Raw genomic sequence first — 3113 nt, forward strand, 5'->3', positions numbered from 1 at the left:
GAATTATCTGCTTAAGCCGCTTAAAAAAGAATATCCTTTTTTGAAAAACAGCGATTCTTCAAGCTTGCAGGTAGTTAATGAATTCCTAACTCAATCTTGGAAGAACTTCTTTCAAGATAAAACTGGTCAAATTGGCAAGCCTCGTTTTCATTCACGCAAGTATCTGAAAAAGTCTTATACGGGCAAGTCAATCATAAAAACTGCAGGTAAAAGGTACTTGAAGATTCCTAAATTAGGCTATGTCAAAACCAGCAAGAATAGAGTTTTGCAAGATGTTAAGATTAAGCGTTATACGGTCGTACTTGAACCAACAGGAAAATATTATTTGTCTCTACAGGTAGAAATATCTGAACCAGAGAAGTACAGCTTAACTGGCAAACAGGTTGGGATTGATGTTGGCGTGGCTGATTTAGCGATTCTGTCTAATGGGCTAAAATATCCTAGTTTTGACAGTTCTTATTTTGAAAAGAAAGCCAAAGTCTGGCAAAGAAAATATGCTCGTCGCAGACATTTAGCTAAATTATTAGTTTTGCAAGACAGGAATAAAAAGGTGCTTTGTCCTAGAAGCTTAGAGAGTTTCACTAATTGGCAAAAAGCGCAAAAGTCAAAAGCTAAGTGCCAAGCTAAAATAGCTAATCAGCGCAGAGATTATCTGCATAAACTAACTACGCATTTAGTTAAGCAATATGATGTAATTGCGATTGAAGATTTGAAAACCAAGAATCTTCAGAAAAATCATCATTTGGCTAAGTCAATTGCCAATGCTTCATGGCGGATATTCAGACAAATGCTAGAATACAAATGCGAATGGTATGGCAAGAAACTAATTGCAGTTGATCCCAAGAACACTTCCAGAATTTGTTCAAAATGTGGCTATAACAGTGGCGCTAAGCCATTAGAAATTCGTGAATGGACTTGTTCTAAGTGTCAAACCAAGCATGATCGAGATATTAATGCGGCAGTTAATATCCTGCATAAAGGAAGTACAAAGCTAAGTGGTCAGGGACTGGCCATGGTAACAAGCTGAGTTCCGTGAGTTAGGTATTTGACTAGTTCAATGTAAGATCCTAAACACTACTCAGTGTTCCCAGAAACCCGGCACTTTAGTGTCGGTGTAGTTCATAGAATCTGTCTATAACTCTACACACAGCACGAATCTGATCTTAATTACTTTTTCATACATGCTTTAATCTTGTTAAAAGTTAAATACATCGTGTATGTGAATTTTAACGAGGTATGTATGAATAAAATAGATGAATTTTAAGCATGTAAAAGATGCAGATGCAATTGTTGTTGGTGCAGGAAGCGGAATGTCACGCGCTACCGGTCTTGCTTTTTGGTATGAAGATAGTCCGTTATATATGGACAACATGAAATATTTTGCTAAAAAATATGGCTTTAATGGTTTATTCCAAGGTTTCTATAATCGTTTTGAATCTGAAGAAGAGCACTGGGCATTTTTGCTTGAACTTTACAAGATGATGAATGAAATCCCACCACAGAAGCCGACTTATGAATATTTGAAAAACTTGATTGGAGATAAACCTGTTCATTATGTAACTACTAACCAAGATTTCCAAATTGACCAGAAGCAGATCAACGCCTTTCAAGATTTTATTCAAAAATATGAAGATAAGAAGTTAGTCGTACTTGAACTTGGAATTGGCCCACGCAACCAAATGATTAAGGTTTCAAGTATGCAATTAGTTGCAGTTGACAGAAATAGTCGCTACATTACGATCAACAAAGGCGAGTTGAATATTCTAGATATCATTGCAGACCGCAGTATTGGTTTTTCTGCCTCAATTGGTGATGCATTTAAGGAAACCATGACTGGTAAAAGTCATGGTGCTACAACCCAAGGTCCAACTAAGCCTCAACCTAAACCAGAATTAACACCGGAGCAAAAGGCTGAACAAGGTAAAGTTATGCAGCAATTTTATCCTGACTACATGGTAGATAGCGGCATTCGTCCTAGCAGTTTTCCAATGTATTTGACCATTGATCAAAAGCATCCGTCATACTTGCATACGGTGCAATATGGTCAATCAATGATGTATTCAATCGGGATGCCGCAATTGTTCACTGCTTTACTCAAGATGGCAATATTATAAGGTGTGTCTCGGTCTTGATAAGAGCAAAGATGAGGTTCACGGCTTTTACGTTGATCCAGGTACTTTTACCGCTATTGAGGATAGCAACGATGCGGGAGTTGGCTTTTCACAAATTAGCATTGAAATTCCAAACAATGGTGATGGTGCAATTTTAGTGCCAAAGAAAAACTGATCGACGTACGCTTTATACGTTGGGAATAATTAAAGATGCTTTTTTGAAATTAGTTGATGAAGAATCATATTCTAAAGTTAATATCGTGCGGATCTGTCGTGAGGCTGGGATAACGCGATCAACATTTCATGTGCATTATTCCTCGGTGACTGATGTCTTGAACGATGTGCTAAATGGTGCGTTGTTGCTGACGGAGACAAATCCTGTCCCATTTTTTGCTGGAAACGGGAAATCGCTGGATTATCTGAAAAGCAATGAATCGTTAGTACCGGCCTGCCAGCGGATTGGGGATGCTGGTAAATATCAAAAATTATTGATGGATCCCGATTTGAGCGAATACATCATTGGCAGAATCGTAGTGAATGAGCGAGACACGGTTTTGCCAGCTGTGATTGAAAAAACGCACCTTCCAAGAGAAGATGCGGAAACATTATTTAGATATGTGATTCATGGTTCGTTTGCGGTTAACCGCGCGCATAATTTTGTGAAAGATGAGAAATGGCCCCATGATGTCCAGATGTTGAATGAGTTTGCGGAAGCTGGGTATGAGCGGTTGAGTAGGAAGTAGAATAATAAAGATACATTGAGGTGACTTGATGCATCTTTTTTTGATGTGTTTAGAAGAAAGAAGCGTATATTTTAAGTAATAAGTTTTTATAGTAGGTGAGTAAATGGTATTACATATAGGTGTTTCGTATAAAACGGGACCTCAGGCTAAAAAAGAAGCACAGGAAATTTCTGATACTGTAGTGACCCGCATTTTTCGGACACTTTATTGATATTATGCGACTAAGGACTTATTCCGATATTCTATCGGAGTAAGTTCT

Annotated in this window: 4 protein-coding genes; all 4 read left to right on the plus strand. The window is 37.9% G+C overall.

The window, feature by feature from the left end:
• The coding region (locus tag JEM49_RS04335; protein ID WP_201873815.1) for an RNA-guided endonuclease TnpB family protein at positions 1–1027 on the plus strand (1027 nt) is incomplete at its 5' end.
• A gap of 226 nt (positions 1028–1253) precedes the next feature.
• Positions 1254–2114, plus strand: a complete 861-nt coding sequence (locus tag JEM49_RS10495; RefSeq protein WP_236652556.1) for a hypothetical protein — start codon at positions 1254–1256, stop codon at positions 2112–2114.
• Between the two features lies 1 nt (position 2115).
• A complete protein-coding gene (locus JEM49_RS10500) occupies positions 2116–2286 on the plus strand; it encodes a hypothetical protein (protein WP_171030378.1) in 171 nt (56 codons plus the stop codon).
• A 43-nt stretch (positions 2287–2329) separates the two neighbouring features.
• Complete coding sequence (locus JEM49_RS04350) at positions 2330–2854, plus strand: TetR/AcrR family transcriptional regulator (RefSeq protein ID WP_242509769.1); 525 nt, start codon at positions 2330–2332, stop codon at positions 2852–2854.
• Positions 2855–3113: the final 259 nt, after the last annotated feature.

Source organism: Lactobacillus sp. A27, from assembly GCF_016742815.1.
In the GTDB taxonomy this organism is placed as follows: Bacteria; Bacillota; Bacilli; order Lactobacillales; family Lactobacillaceae; genus Lactobacillus; species Lactobacillus gallinarum.

Excerpts from the sequence above, each read along its gene's own strand:
- JEM49_RS10495 (WP_236652556.1), top strand. The coding sequence starts at position 1,254 with ATGAATTTTAAGCATGTAAAAGATGCAGATGCAATTGTTGTTGGTGCA.